Origin of the sequence: Streptomyces blastmyceticus, from assembly GCF_039521185.1 — a bacterium.
In the GTDB taxonomy this organism is placed as follows: Bacteria; Actinomycetota; Actinomycetes; order Streptomycetales; family Streptomycetaceae; genus Streptomyces; species Streptomyces blastmyceticus.
Map to the genome: position 1 here is coordinate 1 of NZ_BAAABW010000040.1, position 17,908 is coordinate 17,908.

The window sequence follows — 17,908 nt, forward strand, 5'->3', positions numbered from 1 at the left end:
GACGGAAAGCGCTTCCAAGATGAACTCCCGGTCACAGCGGCGGCTTGACAACATCATTAGGAGGTGTATTCCATGGCCATGACCCCCCAGCTGAAGCCCAGGGCGCTGGTGGCGTGCAGGACGAGGTCACCGCGCTTCAGACTCTTGGCGGTGATCAGGTCCTGCATCGCGATCAGGGTGTCCGCGTTGCCCATGTGTCCCAACCGGTGGTAGTTGAAGACGCTCCTGGTGTCGGGCAGGCCCAGCTCCTCCAGCAGCCGTTCGTGGATCCGCCGGTTGCCGTGGGTGACCAGCATGTAGGCGACATCGCCGATGTCCCTGCCGATCGAGGCGAGCAGGTCCGCGGTGAGCCCGGCGAAGTTCTCGATGTAGGCGTCGCCCAGGCCGTCCCGGCTGCCGTGGCGCCGCACGACCACCCGCTCGCCCTCACGGACGCCCGTGTAGTAGTCGGACCAGCTCGGGTCGGTGCGCATCTCCGCGCCCAGGAACCCGGCCACCCGGCCGGACGCCGACAGCAGGAGCGCGCCTCCCGCGTCCCCGTTGTTGAACAACTCCTTGGCCCCGGGCTCGCCGTAGTCCAGCATCGAGGCTATCCGGTCGCCGATCAGCACGAGCGCGTACTCGTCGGGCCTCGACGCGGTCGTATCGCACGCGATCTGCACCGCTGCCGTCACGGCGTTGCAGTAGTTGGCCAGCTCGAAGCAGAACGCCCGCTCGATGCCGAGTTCGTGGGCCACCTTGGCCGCCGGGGACCAGAAGGGGGTGTCCCACTCGCCCGAGCCGGCGTAGATCACGGTCCGGACGGCCGACGGCGGGACCCCGGTCCGCTCCAGCACCGTCCGGGCGGCCCGCAGGGCGAGCTCCCACTCCCGCTCGCCGGCTCCGAGCACGGGGATGCTGTCGCAGCCGGTGACCGCGCGCACCTCCTCCTCCGGGAGGCCGGACTTCGCGGCCATCTGCTGGACGGTGATCCGCGACGACGGCAGCGAGATCTCGAAATCGACTATTCCCACCATGATTCACTCCACCTCGCTAGGAGAAGAACAGCGGCTTTCCGGCGAAGTAGTCGTCGACCGCCTCGCTCATGCTCGTGCGGGACGGGGGGTGGAAGACGATGGCCTGCGCGGCGGACGCCAGGTAGGCGATCTTGGGGGAGGCTATGTACGCCATGCCGCCCAGCATCTCCACCGCCTGGCCGACGGTCCTGGTGATGATGTCCTGCACGGAGAACCGGGTGAACAGGGACGCCGCCGCGCAGTCGTTGCCGAGGTCGCCGTCCATGATCCTGCGGGCGACCCCCTCGACGAGGAACGCCGCCGTCTCGATGAGGAGGCAGAGCTGCGCGCGCTCCGCCGCCGACCCGCGCCCGTTGCGCAGCACCAGGTCGACCAGTGCGCTGGCGACGCCGGTGTACGAGGCGGCGATGATCATCTGGAACCAGATCACGCCGGCTTCGTTGAGTTCGTCCAGCTTCTCGGCCGCGTTCGGCGGGGTCCGCAGGATGTGCTCCGCCCCGACGAAGACGTCGTCGAGCCTGACCTCGTCGCTCTCCGCGGCGACCAGCGGGAAGGTCGACCAGAAGTCGTGGACGGAGATGCCCGGGCGGTCGGCGGGGAGCACCAGCAGGCCCATCTCGGTGGCGCCGTCGTCCCCGCGCACCGCGACGCTGGCGGTGAGGAGGTCCATCGACCGCGAGAGGCTGCAGGGCTTCTTGGAGCCGGTGACGAGGTAGCCGCCGGGCACCTCCCGTGCCTCGACCGTCGGGCTGAGGATGCCGCGGCCGGAGCGTCCCTCCGCGAAGCCCGAGGCGATGAGCAAGCGGTTCTTCGCGAGGACGTCGAGCACGGACGCGCGGATGTCGGTGGTGCTCTCGTAGAGCGGGCCGACGGCGTAGAGCATGCCGACCGAGAAGTGGTGCATCGCGGTCGCCACCGCCATCGAGGGTGCGAGCGACGCCAGCGCGCGGATGACCCTGACGGCTTCGAGGGCGGAGGCGCCGATGCCGCCGAAGGCGCGGGGCACCAGGAGGTTGGTGCCGCCGTGGTCCCGGAACAGCGGGATGGTGGAGCTCTCCGGGGACTCCAGCCGGTCGAACGGCACCTCGGCGAGGCGGTCGGCGAGGCCCGGCAGGAGCTCTTCGCAGACGTCGCGGTCACGTTGCAGGAATTTCATGCTCGTACCTCCTTGAGCGGGCGGGGTGCGGCTTCAGTTGTCGACGAGCTGCATCAGGAAGGGCGGGTACCGGTCGCCGTGCACGGCCGCGGCCGGGACCGCGGCCTCCACCGCCGCCCGCTCCTCGGGCGAGAGCTGAAGGGAGGCGGCGGCGAGGTTCTCCTCCAGGTGGTCGCGGCGGGCGGTGCCGGGGATGGGCACGACGTCGTCGCCCTGGTGGTGCAGCCAGGCCAGTGCGAGCTGCGCGACGGTGATGCCGCGCTTCGCGGCCGGCGGCCGCAGCGCCTCGACGACCGCGAGATTGCGCGGGAGTCCGGTCGCGGAGAACCGCGGGAGCGCGTGCCGGAAGTCCTCCGCGGGGCCGAGGTCGGCGGTCGAGCGGATCCGGTCGGTCAGGAAGCCGCGCCCGAGGGGACACGAGGCGATGATGCCGATGCCCAGTTCCCGGCACGTGGCCACGACCTGCTCCTCGATGCCCCGGCTCCACAGGGACCACTCGCTCTGCACGGCGGTGATCGGATGCACCGCGTGGGCCCGGCGGATGGTGTCGGCGGAGACCTCGGACAGGCACAGGTGCCGTACCTTGCCCTCGGCGACGAGTTCCGCCAGGGCGCCGACCGCCTCCTCGATCCGCTCACCGGGGGCCGCCCAGTGCTTGACGTAGAGGTCGAGGTGTTCGACGCCGAGGCGGCGCAGCGAACCGTGGCAGCGCTCCCGGATGTAGGCCCGGTCGCCGCGGACCCCGAGGAACTCCCCGCTGTGGTCGCGCTCCAGGCCGACCTTCGTGGAGATCAGCGCCCGGTCGCGACGGCCCGCGACGGCCTTCCCGAGCATCCGCTCCCCCTCCCCGAGCCCCTGGACGTCCGCCGTGTCCAGCAGGGTGACACCACGGTCGATCGCCTGATGCACGGTGGCGAGGGCCTCGGCGGGGTCGGACCGCGCGTAGAAGGAGGTCATGCTCAGGCAGCCCAACCCCTGGGCGGGTACCTTCAGTTCGCCGAGGCTGCGGGTCGGCAGAGGTGAGTCGTCGGTCGTCATCTGTCTGCTCCTCATGCGGGCGGCCGGCCGTCGTCGCGTGGACAGCCGGGTCTCACCACGAGTCGATGTGCAGGACCTGTTCGAGCGGCTGCCGCACGGCGGGCCTGAAGTCCGTGCCGAGGGAGAACGCCGTCGGGATCAGCGCCGCCTGGACGATGCCCTCGGGCAGGCCCAGCAGTTCGGCGATCTCCTTCTCGTACATCAGGTGCAGGGTGGTCCAGGCGGTGCCCAGCCGGCGCGCCCGGGCGGCGAGCATGTAGCTCCAGGCGGCCGGGATGACCGACGCCCACTTGCCCGCCTCGTTGTACTCCGGGGCCGCGCTCGCGTCCAGGCAGGGGATGACGAGCACGGGCACGTCGCCCATCCGGTCGCCCAGGTAGGCGACGCTGCTGCCCACGCGCTGCTGCACCGAATGGCGTTCGGGGTCCTCCGGGTACAGCGAGCCGCACGACCCCTCGGACTCCAGATACGTCCGCACGGCGCGCTGGTAGTACCGGCCGATCGCGGCCCGCTGCTCCGCGTCGGTCACGACGATCCAGTGCCAGCTCTGCCGGTTGCTCCCGGACGGGGCCTGCAAGGCGACGCTGATGCATTCCTTGACGAGTTCCAGCGGCACCGGGCGGGTCAGGTCGAGCCTCTTGCGCACGGAGCGGGTGGTCGTCAGCAGTTCGTCCGGGGTGAGGTCCAAAAGCGACATGAGGCGGTCCTTCGGTCTTCTCGGGTGTCTCGGGGAACGGCGTGCCGGCTGCCGGGGGCGGCGTCAGGGCCGGACCCGGCCGTCGGTCCCGACGCGTTCGAGGACCGAGAACAGCCCGTCGGCCAGTTGGTCCGCCGCGCCGCGGTCCAGCACCAGCGGGGGGTTGATCAGAAGGGACCGCGGGTTGCCGCGCACGATGATGCCCTCGTCCTCCCGGAGTGCCTGGACCACCGGGGCCGCCCCGGTGGGCAGTTGTGTCCGGGCCGTCTTGTCCGCGACGAGCTCGACGCCCAGCATCAGGCCGATCTGGCGGACGTCGCCCACGGCGGGCAGGTCGCGGAGCGGCGCCAGCCGGTCGGCGAGGTATCCGCCGGTCTTCACCGCGTTCTCCAGCAGGTTCTCCCCTTCGATGATGTCCAGATTGGCGAGCGCGACCGCGCAGGCGGTGGGGTGCCCGGTGTAGGTGAACCCGATGGGGAAGCCGGTGGAGCCGGTCACCGTGGCCGCCACCTCGTCGCTGACGAGCACCGCGCCGTGCGGGACGTAGCCGGAGGTGATGCCCTTCGCCGTGACCATGATGTCCGGGGTCACCCCGAAGTGTTCGGCGGCGAACCAGCGCCCGGTCCGGCCGTAGCCCGTCACCACCTCGTCGAAGATCAGCAGAATGCCGTGGGACCGCAGCAGCTCCGCGACCCGCGGCCAGTAGTCGGGCGGCGGGATCACCGCGCCGCCGACGCTCATGACCGGCTCGCCGATCATCGCGGCTATCCGCTCCGGCCCGATGCGTTCGATGGTCTCCCGCAGTTCCCGCAGGCAGAATTCGGTGACGTCCTCACCGCCGTACGCCTCGGCGTGATACGGGTCGGGAGCCGTCAGGTGGTGCACGTCCGGCATGACGGGACCGAAGCCCTGGTGGTACACCGGCAGCCCCGAGACGCTGCCGCTGCCGTAGCCGATGCCGTGGTAGGCCGACTTCCGCGACAGGATCCACGTCCGTTCGGGCTGTTCCCTGCGGTAGTGGAAGTACCGCGCCATGCGCAGAGCGATCTCATTGCCTTCGGCCCCGCCACTGGTGAAGTACGCGCGCTCCAGTCCGGGCGGTGCGAGACCGGTCACCCGTACGGCCAGCTCGATCGCCTTGTCGTTGCTCATGGTCTCCCAGATGTGGAAACACTCCAGGGAGGACATCTGGGCGGTGGCGGCCTCCACGATCTCGCTTCGGCCGTGCCCCACCTGCATCACCCCGAGCACTGCCGCGGCGTCCAGGTATTTCCTCCCCGAACTGTCGCGGACGTGGCACCCGCGGCCCTCGACCATGACGGTGCGTTCCGTGCGGCTGTCCGGCAGATTGGGATGCATCAGCCGGTCACGGTCGGCCCGGACCCACTGTGCGGTCTTCTCCGACTTCTCCGAAGCGGAGATCTCCGGACCGGGAATCGATGCCGCCGGGGAATTGGGCATGAGGCAAGCTCCTTTGCGGATGGTCCTTCGGCGCGTTGACACCTGCGGGAGGAAGACCCCACCGGGGGGAGTGCACCCGGTCGCGACGAACGGCTCCCGGATCGCAGGCAGTTTTACAGCCGGGTGTTGTGTTCCGCTGACACGGAACACGAGTGGAACGTCAAGCGGCCCGCAAGGCGGGACGGCCGTTCACGGCGACGCCACCGCCCGCAGGGCGCCGTGGTGCGCCCGCCGATGCGTCGCCTCGCACGTCCTGTCCGGATCCAAGGCGCCGGCCGCGAACGAGCAGACGGTGCGCCGGTTCGGTTCCGCGGAAGCCAGCTCCTGGCGCACGACGTCCCGGATCAGCGGATGCACGAAGTCGATGCGCTCCGGAGCACTCTCGTCCACCGCCAACAGGCCGCCGCGCACGGCCCTGCGGGCGGCGTCGGACGACTTCCAGTCGCCGGACCCCACGTCCTCCACCGCGCCGTGGACCCGGTCAGGGCCGAGCACGGCGCATACGTTGAGCACCGCGAGGATGTCCGCCGGAAGCCCGGACAGCCGCTCGATGATCACCTCCTGTGTCACCGTCGGCACCAGGTCGCGCACGTCCTCGGCCGCCGCCCCGTCCGGGAGCGCCTCCACCAGGCCGAGCAGGAAGTACGGATTGCCTCCGGAGCGCTCGTGGAGCGCGGCGCACAGCTCCGGGCCGACGTCATGGCCGCGGGCGGCCGTGACGATCTGCCCGGTGTGCTGCGGGGCGAGTGCGCCGAGTTGTATCTCCTCGGCGTTGAGCGACTGGAGCACCGCCGCCCGCGCCGCCCGGAGGCCGGGGTCGTCGGCGATGCGGAAGGTCCGTGACGTGACGACGAGCAGGAACCGCGATTCGGCCGACTGGCGGGTGAGGAAGGCCAGCAGGGAGAGCGAGGCCGCGTCGGCCCACTGGAAGTCCTCCAGAACCAGCACCAGCGGGCGGCGGGAGAGCCCCAACAGGGCCTGGCTCACGGCGTCGTGGAACTCGAACCGGCCCGGCCCGGACGGCAGCGGACGGTCGTCCGCCCCCCGGTCCCGGTCCAGCTCGGGCACGAGACAGGCGAGCACGCGCCGCGCGCTCTCCGGCAGGGCCTCGACCGCGTCCGGCCGACGGGCCGCCGCCCGGCGCAGCCCCTGCGTCCACGGCCAGTAGGGGGGCATGTCGTCGCACGGCGGGCAGTGGACGGTGACGACGTCGGTGCCGGCTTCCTGGCACAGGCGCCCGAATTCCTGGACGAGCCTGGTCTTGCCCGCACCGGCTTCCCCGACGACCAGCACGGTGCGCCCTTCGCCGCGGTGGCCCGCCTCCAAGGCCGCCAGTAATCGCCGCAGCTCGCTCCGCCGCCCGGTGAACGCCGCGCAGTCGCCGTTCGCCCGCTGTTCCGGCGTGCCGGACGGCCCGGCGGCGGCCGGCTCCGCGGTGGGAGCGGGGCGCGCTGCCGTGAACGGCGACCCGGGCGCGTCATGGAAGGACGTGGAGGCGAGCGAAGGGTCGTGACGGAGGATCTCCTCGTGGACCCGCCGCAGCTCCGGGCCGACGTCCGCGCCGAGCTCGGCCGCGAGGTACTGCCGCGTGTGCTCGAACTGGCGCAGCGCGTCGGCCTGCCGGCCGTCGCGGTACTGGGCGCGCATCAGCTGGGACACCAGCCGCTCGCGCATCGGATGGCGGGTCGCCTCGCTCTCCAGTTCCGGCAGGACCTCCTCGCTGCGGCCCAGGGCGAGGGCCGCTTCGGCGCGCGTCTCCACCGCGGTCAGCCGGAGGTGGTCCAGCCGTACCGCCTCCTGGTCCGCGAACTCGTAGCCGGCGAGGTCCTCGAAGGGCGGCGCGGCCCACAGGCGCAGCGCCTCGGACAGCAGCGCGAAGGTCTCGGACGGCTCGCCGCGGCGCTGGGCGGCGAGCCCGCGGCCCACGGTCCGCTCGAATCTCATGACGTCGACGTGGTCCGGGGCCGCGTCGAGCACGTACCCCGGCGAGCGGTATTCCAGCCGGAGCGCCGCCCCGCCGTAGAGCGGTTGGGCGGCGATCAGCCTGCGCAACCGGGAGACGTACGACTGCAGGGTGGCGACGGCGTGATCGGGCGGCTCGGTCTCCCAGATGCTCCGGATCATCGACGAGGTCGACACGACCTTGCCGGCGTTGATGAGCAGCAGCGCGAGCACGGCGCGCCGCCGCGGCGGCCCCAGCTCCAGCGCCCCCTGCGGCAGCCGCACGGTCATTCTGCCGAAGGCGGATATCGCGGCGGGGGCGGCGCCGGCGGCCGAAGTGCGGATCCGATGCGGTTTTTCCATGGTGAGTCGACCGGAACGGGCCGGTCTTCTCATTCTTTCTCCTTCCCCGTTCGGGCCCTGGGCCCTTGCGGCGAATTCTTGAGCCATAGCCCGCACACGAATCCCTCCGTCCGGCGACGCTCCCCCGATGCCGGACATCGTGCGTCACCGCCCTTGCCGTGAGCTGGTACGGCGCTGACGGACGATTCCCCGCCAATGGCGGAAAGGCGGTTTCCCGCCACCCTTGCCGAAAATTCCTTGTGGGTTGCTTGACGTTCGCTTGCAGGCGGCTGAACAGGGCCTTTGAATGCGACAGACGCTGTGCAACGATCCGGATCGTCCCGGTCCGCCGCGCGGCGCCGACCGCCTTTCGAGCACCGTCGCACGTGCCAGAACGATAGGGACCGACATGCCCGTATCACCGGCTCCGAGCCCGTCCCCCACGGCCGCGTCACAGACCGCCGACCGGGCCGTACCACTGCTGTGCGTTCTGGGCCCCATGTCGGTGCACCACGACGGGCGCGAGCTCCCGCTCGGCCCGCCACGGCAACGCGCCTTGCTCGCCCTGTTGTTGACACGCCTGGGTCGCGTCGTGCCCACGGAGCTGCTCGTCGAGGAGCTCTGGGGCGAGCGGCCGCCGCGCCAGGCCGTCGTCAGCCTCCAGAGCCATCTCTCCCGGCTGCGGCGCGCCCTGCACCCGGCGGCCGCTCCGGGCCAACCCCCGGTGCTGCGCCACCGGGCGCCCGGCTACGTCCTGGAACTCGATCCCGAACGCGTCGACGTCTGCCGCTTCGAGCGCCTGGTGGCCGACGGGCGGCGGCTGCTGGAGCGCGGTGACCCGCTCGCCGCGCACGACCGGCTCACCGCGGCGCTGGCGCTGTGGCACGGCACGCCCTACGCGGAGTTCGACAACCATCCGCCGCTGTACGACGAGAGCGCACGGCTGGAACAGGTCCGGCTCACCGCGCTGGAGTCACGCGCGGAGGCCCGGCTGGCACTCGGCGCGGCCCAGGAGGTGGCCACGGAACTGGAAGCGGAGGTTCGCCACCATCCCGCGCGCGAGCGCCTTGTCGGCCACTTGATGACCGCGCTGTCCCGGCTCGGGAGGCAGGCCGAGGCGCTGGAGGTGTACGAACGGACCCGCGGCCACCTGGTCGAGCGGTTCGGCGTGGACACCGCCGCCGAACTCCGCCGGATCAGGACCGCCATCCTGCGCCAGGAACCAGAGGCGAGCGGACCCGCCGGACACCCGGACACCACGGCGCGGCCCGCGCCCGCGAGGCGCGACGACGACCCGCCGCGGTGGCCGCACACGACCGCCCCGGCCTGGGAGTCCGGGCGCCACGGCGAACTCGCGGACGGTGCGCCGGAGTCGGCCGGGGAAGCGGGAGAGCGCGACGGAGGCGATGCCGCCGGGGCGGCCGGTGAGCGCGCGGAGTACGGCCCGGGGACGCGTGAGGCCGACGGGATCCGAGGGCCGGGCGAAGCGGGGCGGACCGCCGGGGATGCCGGGGCAACATCGGCCGGTGGGGCCGCGCGTACGGCCCCCGGGCGGGCGGCCGCTCCCTCGCCGTTCGCCGGGCGCAGCCGGGAACTGCACCGTCTGACGACCGCGGCGGCGAGCGCGCTCATCGGTCACGGACACGTGGCCGGCGTCCTCGGCCCGGCCGGCGTCGGCAAGACCCGGCTGCTCCTCGAACTCGCCCCACGGCTGGAGGCCGCCGACACGGGCCGGGACGGCACCGGCCTGGAGGTGGTCTGGGGTCACTGCTTCCCCGGCGAGGGCGTCCCGCCCTACTGGCTGTGGACCCAGATCCTGCGCCGGCTCTCCGCCACCCGCCCGGACGACTTCCGCCACGCGGTGGAACCCTTCGGCGCCCTGCTCGCCCCGCTGCTGCCCGAGCGCTCGGCCGTGCCCGAGGGGCCCGGCCCCGACTCCGACTGGGGCCAGGCCCGGTTCCTCAGGCACGACGCGGTCTGCGAGGTCCTGCTCGCCCTGGCCGGGCGGAGCCCGCTGGTGCTGCTCCTGGAGGACCTGCACTGGGCCGACGCCGCCTCGCTGGAACTCCTCAGGCTCCTGAGCACCCGCCGCCAGGGCCACCCGCTCGGGATCGTGCTGACCGCCCGCGAGTTCGAGGTCGAGTCCGACCCCGCGCTGCGCCGGATGCTCTCCGAGGTCCTGCGCGGCCCCAGGACCGAGACCCTGCGGCTCGGCGGACTGTCCCGGCAGGCGGTCGCCACCCTGGTCGGGGCCCAGGCCGGGCCGGGTGTGAACCTCGAAGTGGTCGACGTGCTGCACCGGCGCAGCGAGGGCAACCCGTACTTCGTCATGCAGTTGCTCTCCCTCTTCGGCGACGCCCGCAGCCTGCACCGCCCCGACGCGGTGGACGTGCTCCTGGCCCGCGTCCCGACCGGCGTGCGCGAGGTGCTGCACCAGCGGTTCGCCGCGCTGCCCGAGCCGGTGCTCCGGGTGCTGCGGCTGTGCGCCGTCATCGGCACCGAGATCGACGTCGACCTGCTGCGCCGCACCGCGACCGGTGACGAACCCGTCTCCGTCGCGCTGGAGACGGCCATCGGCGCCGGGCTGCTCGACGAGGACCCGCACCACCCCGGGCGGCTCCACTTCGCCCACGCCCTGGTCCAGGAGACGCTCATCGACGAACTCGCGCCCGAGGAGCGGCACCGCATGCACGCCGCCGTCTCCGAGGCGCTGTGCGCCCGCAGGCCCCGGGGGGTGGGGGACGAGGAGATCGAGCGGGTCGCCCACCACACCTGGCACGCCAAGTGCGTGATTCCCGCCGCGCGGGCGCTCCCCCGGCTGCTGCGCGCGGCCGAACACGCCGAGCAGCACTGGGCGTACGAGGAGGTGGAGACCTGGCTGCGCAGGGCGGTGCACCTGGTCGGCCTGCTGCCCCCCGACGATCCGTCGGTCGTGCGGCTGGAGCAGCGGCTGCACATCCAGCTCGGCCAGGTGCTGGCCACCACCCGTGGCTACGGCCACCCCGAGGCCGAGTCGCAGCTCGCGCACGGGCGGACCCTCAGCGCGGCCACCCACGCCCCGGAGGACCCTTCGGTGCTCTGGGCCCTGTGCGCGGCGTTCCTGGTCACCGGCCGCTACGACTCCTCGCGCCGCTTCTCCGGCCTGCTGCGGGACATCGCGCAACGGACCGGCGACCCCGTGGCGCTGCTCGGCGCGGCCTACGGCGAGGGGATCGTGCTGCACGTCCGCGGCCAACTGCCGCAAGCACTCGCGGAACTGGAGCACGGCGTCGAGATGGCGGACCGCTTCGCCCTGGAGGGCCACTCGCTGGCCCGCACCTTCCAGCACGACCCGCGCGTCTCGTGCCGTTCCTACAATGCCTTCACCCACTGGCTCGTGGGCGACCGGCGGACCGCGGGGACGCGCCGCCGTGAACTGCTGCGCCTGACCGGGTTCGAGAGCAGGCCCTCCGACCGGTGCTTCGCCCTCTACGTGGACGCGGTCGTGGCCGCCTGGGAGGGCGACGCGGCCACGGCGTGTGCCTCCGGGTCCGAGGGCGCCCGCCTGGCGGGCGAACACGGCCTGCTCTACTGGAAGGCCATGCTCGGCCTGCTCGAAGGGTGGGGCCTGGCCCACTCGGGGTGTGCGGACGACGGCCTGTCCCTGATGCACGCCTCGCTGGCCGAATTACGCGACTGCAAAGCGCACATACGCCACCCGCTCCACCTGGGCCTGCTCGGCCAGGCCCAGCACCACACCGGGCGGACCGAGGAGGCGCGGACGACCTTCCGCACCCTGCTCGCCACTGTGGAGCAGCACCGTGAACACGTCTATCTGCACGACTCCCTGCCCGCCACCCGGCTCCTCCACGACCTCCTGGGACGCGGCGCCGCGGAGGCCGCGGCGGCCGGGTGACGGGTCGTCCGGCCGCGGCCGGACGATCGCCGCTCCGGGATCGGATGCTACGAATTGGGCCGCAGGGTCCACACGACGGTCATCTGGACCCGCGATCATCCCCGCGGTGGCCCGCCTCTCCGAGCTGCGCATATCTGGACCTAGCAGGGCAAAGACACCCACCTATCCCCGCTGGTCCCTGGCTGTTCCCGCCTGCACTGTGACCGCAAAGTGACCTGCGGGGCCATGGGGAGGAGGAGGCCCATGCCGCCTTAACCTGCGGATTAGTGTGGCTCGGACGACAAGGGGGCCCGAGGTGCCAAGCACCTCGGGCCCCCTTGTCTCACCTCGGGGCAGTTGGCCCCTTTACGCAGCCGGTAGCGTACGCGGGGACAGGGTGCCCTGATGCGGATCCGGGCCGAGGAGGGGGCAGCGCGTGAAAAACCGGTTCGCAGGTGGCTGCACAAGGTGTTCCGTTCTGGTGTTCCCAAATGGCGGGTTCCTCCGTAAGGGCGACGAGGGTTGGGAGGTGTGGTGCGCGACCTGCCAGAGCCTGGACGAACTCGCCGAATCCAAGGACTTTGATCCGGAGAACCTTGAGCTACCAACGGTGCCGCCGTCCGGCTGCGCGACCACCGTCGACCTGCGCGTGCTTGGCATGACCAGGGCGTGCTGGAAGTGCCGCAAGGACACCTTGTGCCTGATAGGGCTGTACCCGGACCGGCCCTCCCACGGCTACGTGGGGCTGCACACCACGGACAACGAGAAGACGATGGCGTTGTGCCAGCTCTTGGTGCAGCACATGGGGCGCACTGACCTGGCCGCCGGTGTCAAGAGCCGGTACAGCAGGACCATGCGCGAGCGGCAGCTGGCCAACGGCTGTTGGCACTGCGATGCGCTTCAGGGCAACTTCCCGGTCCATGAGGAAGCCCTGGGCCGGGTTGCTTCGGGTGGGGTGAGTGGTCTGGACACGCTGCTGGTGGCCATTTGTCCAGTGCTGGAATGGCAGACGGTCGTCTACGACTTCGGTGGCGGCGTCATCGCAATCTGATCGAGCATGGGCCGGGCCCTGGCAGGCTGGCCTCCTCATCCGCCGGGGCCTAGTCATGATGGTCAGGCCGGATTACTGGGCGGTACGTGTCGCTGCGGGATGTGGACGGGTCGCGGGTCTCCCGTGCCAGGATCCTGCCTATGCGGAAGAGCAACGTGGCTTCCCGGATGGAGTCGAGGCCGAGCATCACCATCAGGACTCGGCCGAGCCCCATGCCCAGACCACCGTGCGGCGGGCAGCGGAAGGCGTTGAGGTAGTCCTGCATGTGCTCGGTGCTCATGTCCTTCTCGGCGACCTGCTTGAGCAGGACATCATGGCGGTGCTCGCGCTGGGCGCCAGTGGTGGTCTCCAGCCCCTTCCACAACAGGTCGAAGGAGAGCGTGACGTCCGGCTGGTCGGTGGGGCGCATGTGGTAGAAGGGCCGGATGTTCACCGGGTAGTGGGTGACGAACACGAACTCGTGGCCCGTCTGCTCCTTGATGTCCGTGGTGATGCCCCGCTCACCTTCGGGGTCGAGGTCTTCCTTCATCCCCTCCGGGTCCCAGCCCTTGGCGCGGAGGATCTCCTGGGCCTCGGCCATGGTGATCCGCGGGAGCGGCACCTCGGGTACGACCACGTCCACCCCGAAGTGCTCCAGGCTGGCCTCGCCGTGCTTCTCGGCGACCTGGGTGATGGCGTGGGCGAGCATCCGCCCCTCGAAGGCCATCACGTCCTCGACGTCGTTGATCCACGCGAGCTCCACGTCGACGCCGGTGAACTCGGTGGCGTGCCAGGAGGTGAAGGACGGCTCGGCGCGGAAGACCGGGCCGATCTCGAAAACCTTGTCGATGCCGGCGGCGATCGCCATTTGCTTGTAGAACTGCGGCGACTGGGCCAGGTAGGCGTCGCGGCCGAAGTAGTCGAGCTTGAACACCTCCGCCCCCGGCTCCGAGGCAGTCTCCATGAGCTTGGGGGTGTGCATCTCGGTGCGCCCCTGGGCGTAGGCGTACTCGCGGCCGGTGATGCGGACGGCGGACTCGGGGGTGAGCTGTTCGAGTTGGGCTTCCAGGTCGCCGTCGTCGCGCTGGTCACCTGGGTCATGCCGGTGTGGTCGCGGACGACGAACTGCATCTTGCGCTGGAGGCGGAGGGTGTTCACCCAGCCGCAGATCGAGATGGTCTGGCCGAGGTGTTCGCGTAGGTCAGCAACGAGCACGCGGCCGGTGTGGTGGATCATCACAGTCCTCCAAAGGACTTCGTCATGATCCCTTGGGAGTGCGGGCGAGAAGGGCAACTCGCGGTGCCACCGCACTCTCACCGCCGCTCGATGGCGACGGCCTCATTCCGGCCCGGTCACGGGGGCCAGCCGGCGGGGCATTGGGCCGGACGGCCGTTCCTCCCCGCGCTCGGGAGGGCCTTCACCTCGGGGCACGAGGCTGCCTTCCCAGCTACCGGCAGCTCTCTCGGCTCGCGTGATCCCGCGGCTACTCGTCTCCGTCAACGGGTTGCCCAGGAGCATAGGAGCAGGCGATGCATGGCGGCAACGGACTTGACCTGCGTGGTGACCGATTGGGCAACCGGGCGTCAGGGGCTCCAGCAACTGCATGACTGGCAGCCGTGACGTAAGGCAGCGCCGTACCTCTCAGCTCTCTTCCGTCTCGTCAAGATGGAGGGGGATGTTGCGGAGTTCCATCTCTTTGCGTAGGCGCTGCGTGAACTCTGATTTTCTGTATCGAGCAAACCACCAAGGGAGTGCGCTGATCATCTCCGTGCGAGCGTCAGGGGATAGTTCAGATATGAACTCCTGGAGTATGTGGGCTATGGCTACCCAAGCATTTTGCGGGTCATAAACGGCGGCCTTTCGGGCAAGGATTTCGATGCGGGTGATTGCGCCCTCATCAAAACTCCCGGGGTTGTTCATGAACGAATGAGCGAGTGCCATCCCGGGATCGCTGAGCACGCGGTACCGGAAGGCTTCGACGCGAGCGATCTCCCGCTCTTGCTCCTCGGTCTTGAGCCGCGACTCGCGTTGGCGACGTCGCTCTGCGATTGCGTCAGCTATGTCCGCTGAATCCGCCATGATCTGCGCGTGACCCCATGCGATCCGAACCGTTTCGTCTTTGAGGTCGCGGGGGACGCCGAGGAGGGTATTGACTCGATGCTCGACTATTTCTGCTTGGTTCAACGGGCGTTTGTTGGCCACGGATTCGGCCACGCCTCTCACGTAGTCGCACGCCACTGCCTGTGGGTCGTGATGCGTTGGAGTCGGTGAAATTTCCTCCCAGGCCAAGGTTAGGTCGGCATGGAAAAAGAAGTCCGGGTTCGCGCTGGCTAGTTGTACGGAGAATCCAGCGCGACCCGTGCGTGGTTCGTGGCGGTATCTGCGCATCAGCTCTCGGTATAGGGTGTGCGGAGCTGGTGTGCAGGATCGGCCTCCCGTGCAGAAGCCAGGAGTGATTCACGGAGTGCGCTACGGCCGTCTTGCGGATCGGGCAGTGCAGCCGGGGCCCAGTTGTATGCGAAGTGTGTGAGCCTGAGGAACCTGTCCGCGATGTACTGTCCGCGGTCGGCTGCTGGGTCGTGGACGGCCCGCGTGAAGATATCAACGACCGGCCCTCTTAGCGACGGCATTTGGAGGGCGGTGTCCATCCAGAGCTTGAAGGCTGATGCAGAGGTCTCATCCAAGGGCGGGGAATCGAGCCCAGAGCGCCACCCGCCTATGAAGAGGGCTTGATCACTGGGTGGGATCTCTCCTCCGGTAGCAGACGAGAGCAGCAGCGGGATGCCTGATGTGTTGCGTTCTTGGGCCAAGGCCATGAACGACCTGCGGCCGGCCTCCCGAAGTGCCGGATCGTCGCTGGCGCACCAAGTGGACAGGTTGGAGCGTACCTGTCCCCGTACGTTCGGTTGATGCCATAGCTTCTGCATCGAATCACCGACTGCCTCGGCAATTCTGTCGGAGGGGGCAGCAGCAAGGAAGCTCAGACGGTAGAGCATCATTTTTGGGTACTCGCCCGCAAGTGGTCCGCCGCATGCACGAGCGACAGCCACCTTCAAGTCCTCGGTGAACTTGCCCTTCTCGTCCTGGGCCCACTTCTTCAGTCGGTCGCGCATAGCTCGACCGATCACTGGGTGGAGAGCGCCGGCAGTAATCAGGTCTCGAGCGTGATCCTTCAGGGAGTTATGGCTGGACCATTGAGTGGCCACGTCCTGAAGCAGCTTGAGGGACTTGTGGTGTGCGCTGTAGCGCAGCACATATTGGCCGAGGCGGTTGGTAATTCGTTCCGCATGCTCTGGGTAGGTAACCGGAAGGTTGGCCATCCAGGGGACGACGATGCCGGTGAGGGGCATACGGTCGACCCAGAAGTATTCCAAGACGGCGTCGGCGTAGTCCGGCCGCTGGAATCGAAGCGTATCCTGACGCGTCAGCTTAGCGCCGATGCTCCAAGCCAATTCGATGATTCCCGGGCCGCTTTGCCCGCCGCGATGGTTCGTTACGTCTTTGAGTTTGTGCGAGAGGTTGGCGGCTGCCTCGAAGATATCTCCGACGGGTGAGCCCTCCAGCAAGGCTGCGGCGAGGAGAAAATTCCGTCGATCGCTGTCCGGATTTTCTATATGCCACGTACGCAAATGGGTGCGCCAACTGCCCAGGGCTTCAAGAACGTTGTTTATCTTGATCTGTGTGCGGGAAAGCTGCTTTCCGTCGACCGCCTTGAGATCTTCTTCGAGTACGGGAGCGAAGTGTTCAGCCCGGATGGCGTTCGCCCAGCGAACCGCATCATCGGGCTTCCGTCCGCCGAGCTTCTTGACGATTTCTTCGTCGGTGAGCCATTCATCTGCCGGAACAATGGGTTGTTGTTGCTCCAGGCGAGCGCGGACGATCGCAGTTGCTTCCGGGTGTTCCAGATGGACCGCTAGATCATCTGCGCCGCGGCCTGCTATCTCCCACAAGTTGGGCCGCACGGCCACGACAAGGATCGACTGGCTCTCTTCCAAGATTGCTTTATCAGCAAGCAGATTCTGGCCGAAGTCTTCACCGACCTTTTGCTCTTCGCTTCGGAGGTCCAGCAGCCAGGCGCCGCGCTGGTCCTTCAGTTGCTCGACGAGGGTGAAGCTGTCATTCGGTTCGCGTCGAACCTGACGAGGCCGTAGCTCTTGGTGTTCGTGGAGCAGGTGGACCGCAGTCGTGTACCTGCCGACCCCTCGGTCTCCTACCAGGACGACGATGCGATGCTCGTCAAGCTTCTGCCGCGCCGCACCGATGTTCTTGGGCTCGACAAAGCCAACCAGGCATTCATCGATCCACTCGCTCGTCAGCGTGCGGGCCTGTACGAGACGGCTCACCGTCTGGTGCAGGTTACCGATGACGGTGCCGTTATTTGTGCCTACGCGCTGGATCGTACGAGGAGATGCGCCGTCGCTTTCATCGTCGTCTTCCCAGTCCTCCAGCTCCTCGTCGCCGACAAGCTCGTCTGCCGGCTGCGACGGATCCTGTTCCGGCCTATCGGCGCTGGCGGGGTGGAGCGGTCCAGTCGTCCCCTCACCCGGCTCCGGGGCCGGCGTGGGAGGCGGGTCGGTGACTGCTTCGGGCTTGCCTGTTGTCTCCGGTGAGGTGTGCCCGCCCGGCCCGTTCTCCGGGTTCCCCATGCCGGTCACGTCTGGCTGATCCATGCTCGTGCTTCCCCCTGTGGATACTACCGTTGCTGCTTGTTCGCGGGATTGATCGCAGCTACGCGGACAGCCGAAGTCAACCGCCGATGATGCGCTTGCTCTTGATGCCGACGACTTCAGCGTCGGCCTCGACGGTGCGGGCGTCCTGGATCACCTGGGCGCGACCGCTGACCTCCTCGGCGTACATTCCGGTCACCTTGCCCCTGACGGTGCCCAGACGCTGATCCACGACCGGAGAGCCAGTCGCGGGTCGCTCTTCGCCGACGAAGGTGATGCGTTGCCCGTAAACCGCCTCCAGGGCTCCTCGTAGGCGCGCCAAGCTCCTGCGCACACCCTCGTTACTGCCGTCGAGAAGGTGCCCCTGCCCTTGGTCGCTGAAGACCTCCAGAGCGTCACGCATCGCGATCAGCGCCTCTTCGCGGTTGGTGACTTCCAGTTCGTCGGGCGACAGAGGGAAGCGGAGCTCGCCTTGAAGTACGTCGGGGACCGCAACCCTGTCTCGGGCCTCCGCCCGCCGGTCGAGCGCTGCGCTCAGTCGCCCGTACAGGAAGGTGAAGGCTTGCGTGAGCGCTGCCCCTGTAAGGACTGGAAAACTCAGCGGGTCCATGCCGCTCCCCCCGTCGCATACACCACGAACCAGACCGAATGTGGGTTCAGTTCTACCAAGCGACGCCGAAAAACGG

11 protein-coding genes and 1 pseudogene are annotated in these 17,908 nt (G+C 69.3%); 2 read left to right on the top strand and 10 right to left on the bottom strand.

Features of this window, described 5'->3' with window-relative positions; genetic code table 11:
• Positions 1-56: 56 nt before the first annotated feature.
• The 6 genes from ABD269_RS33370 to ABD269_RS33395 form a co-directional block, all read right to left on the bottom strand.
• Positions 57-1,016: a 3-oxoacyl-ACP synthase III family protein gene (locus tag ABD269_RS33370; protein ID WP_344124092.1), complete on the bottom strand. Its 960-nt coding sequence runs from the start codon at positions 1,014-1,016 to the stop codon at positions 57-59.
• Between the two features lie 16 nt (positions 1,017-1,032).
• On the bottom strand, positions 1,033-2,172 hold the full coding sequence (locus tag ABD269_RS33375; RefSeq protein ID WP_344124094.1) for an acyl-CoA dehydrogenase family protein: 1,140 nt from the start codon (positions 2,170-2,172) through the stop codon (positions 1,033-1,035).
• A 33-nt stretch (positions 2,173-2,205) separates the two neighbouring features.
• On the bottom strand, positions 2,206-3,210 hold the full coding sequence (locus ABD269_RS33380) for an aldo/keto reductase (protein WP_344124096.1): 1,005 nt from the start codon (positions 3,208-3,210) through the stop codon (positions 2,206-2,208).
• A gap of 52 nt (positions 3,211-3,262) precedes the next feature.
• Complete coding sequence (locus ABD269_RS33385) at positions 3,263-3,907, bottom strand: nitroreductase family protein (protein ID WP_344124098.1); 645 nt, start codon at positions 3,905-3,907, stop codon at positions 3,263-3,265.
• 63 nt (positions 3,908-3,970) lie between these two features.
• On the bottom strand, positions 3,971-5,368 hold the full coding sequence (locus ABD269_RS33390) for an aminotransferase family protein (protein WP_344124100.1): 1,398 nt from the start codon (positions 5,366-5,368) through the stop codon (positions 3,971-3,973).
• A 189-nt stretch (positions 5,369-5,557) separates the two neighbouring features.
• The gene (locus ABD269_RS33395; protein WP_344124102.1) at positions 5,558-7,672 is read right to left on the bottom strand and encodes an ATP-binding protein; all 2,115 of its coding nucleotides are present in this window, start codon (positions 7,670-7,672) and stop codon (positions 5,558-5,560) included.
• Between the two features lie 388 nt (positions 7,673-8,060).
• Here ABD269_RS33395 and ABD269_RS33400 point away from each other — a divergent pair, with 388 nt between their 5' ends.
• Positions 8,061-11,546 (top strand): ATP-binding protein, encoded by a 3,486-nt coding sequence (locus tag ABD269_RS33400; protein ID WP_344124104.1) that lies wholly within the window; start codon positions 8,061-8,063, stop codon positions 11,544-11,546.
• 415 nt (positions 11,547-11,961) lie between these two features.
• Positions 11,962-12,576 (top strand): hypothetical protein, encoded by a 615-nt coding sequence (locus ABD269_RS33405; protein WP_344124106.1) that lies wholly within the window; start codon positions 11,962-11,964, stop codon positions 12,574-12,576.
• A 142-nt stretch (positions 12,577-12,718) separates the two neighbouring features.
• Here ABD269_RS33405 and ABD269_RS33410 read toward each other — a convergent pair.
• From ABD269_RS33410 to ABD269_RS33425, 4 genes and pseudogenes are all read right to left on the bottom strand, one after another.
• Positions 12,719-13,791: pseudogene (locus ABD269_RS33410) on the bottom strand (amino acid--tRNA ligase-related protein); the annotation flags it as partial.
• 405 nt (positions 13,792-14,196) lie between these two features.
• Positions 14,197-14,943 (bottom strand): hypothetical protein, encoded by a 747-nt coding sequence (locus ABD269_RS33415; protein WP_344124108.1) that lies wholly within the window; start codon positions 14,941-14,943, stop codon positions 14,197-14,199.
• A complete protein-coding gene (locus ABD269_RS33420) occupies positions 14,943-17,225 on the bottom strand; it encodes a hypothetical protein (protein ID WP_344124111.1) in 2,283 nt (760 codons plus the stop codon). The genes ABD269_RS33415 and ABD269_RS33420 overlap by 1 nt, the downstream gene beginning before the upstream one ends.
• Positions 17,226-17,301: 76 nt before the next feature.
• Positions 17,302-17,832: a hypothetical protein gene (locus ABD269_RS33425; RefSeq protein WP_344124113.1), complete on the bottom strand. Its 531-nt coding sequence runs from the start codon at positions 17,830-17,832 to the stop codon at positions 17,302-17,304.
• Positions 17,833-17,908 lie beyond the last annotated feature (76 nt).